The 525-nt window shown below is 56.6% G+C and carries 1 rRNA gene; it reads right to left on the reverse strand.

The features are described 5' to 3' along the window. Positions 1 to 525, reverse strand: a 23S ribosomal RNA gene (locus ACFSJS_RS27970); the annotation flags it as partial.

A 525-nucleotide genomic window follows, 5' to 3' on the forward strand; every position in this document is an offset into this window, starting at 1 on the left:
CAGTCGCTACCCCCTGGTCTGTGCCCCCCACACCTGGTTGCCCAAGCATGGGGCCTCCTTCTCCCGAAGTTACGGAGGCAATTTGCCGAGTTCCTTCAGCATCGTTCTCTCAAGCGCCTTGGTATGCTCTACCAGTCCACCTGTGTCGGTTTAGGGTACGGTCTAATGTGGGAGCTATTTCCTGGAACTCCTACGCGGCCTGGACAATCCAATAAGCCCAGACAACTTTCGGCGTTCGTCACTTCCCACTGGCCCACGAATATTAACGTGGTTCCCATCGACTACGGCTTTCGGCCTCGCCTTAGGGGCCGGCTAACCCTGCGCAGATTAACTTTACGCAGGAACCCTTGGACTTTCGGCGAGAGTGTCTCTCACACTCTTTGTCGCTACTCATGTCAGCATTCTCACTTCCGATACCTCCAGCCAGCCTCACGGCTGACCTTCACAGGCTTACGGAACGCTCCGCTACCGCGCATGCAAGCATGCACCCGCGTCTTCGGTATGTGGCTTTAGCCCCGGTACATT

Source organism: Streptomyces desertarenae (assembly GCF_042681365.1).
Lineage (GTDB): Bacteria > Actinomycetota > Actinomycetes > Streptomycetales > Streptomycetaceae > Streptomyces > Streptomyces desertarenae.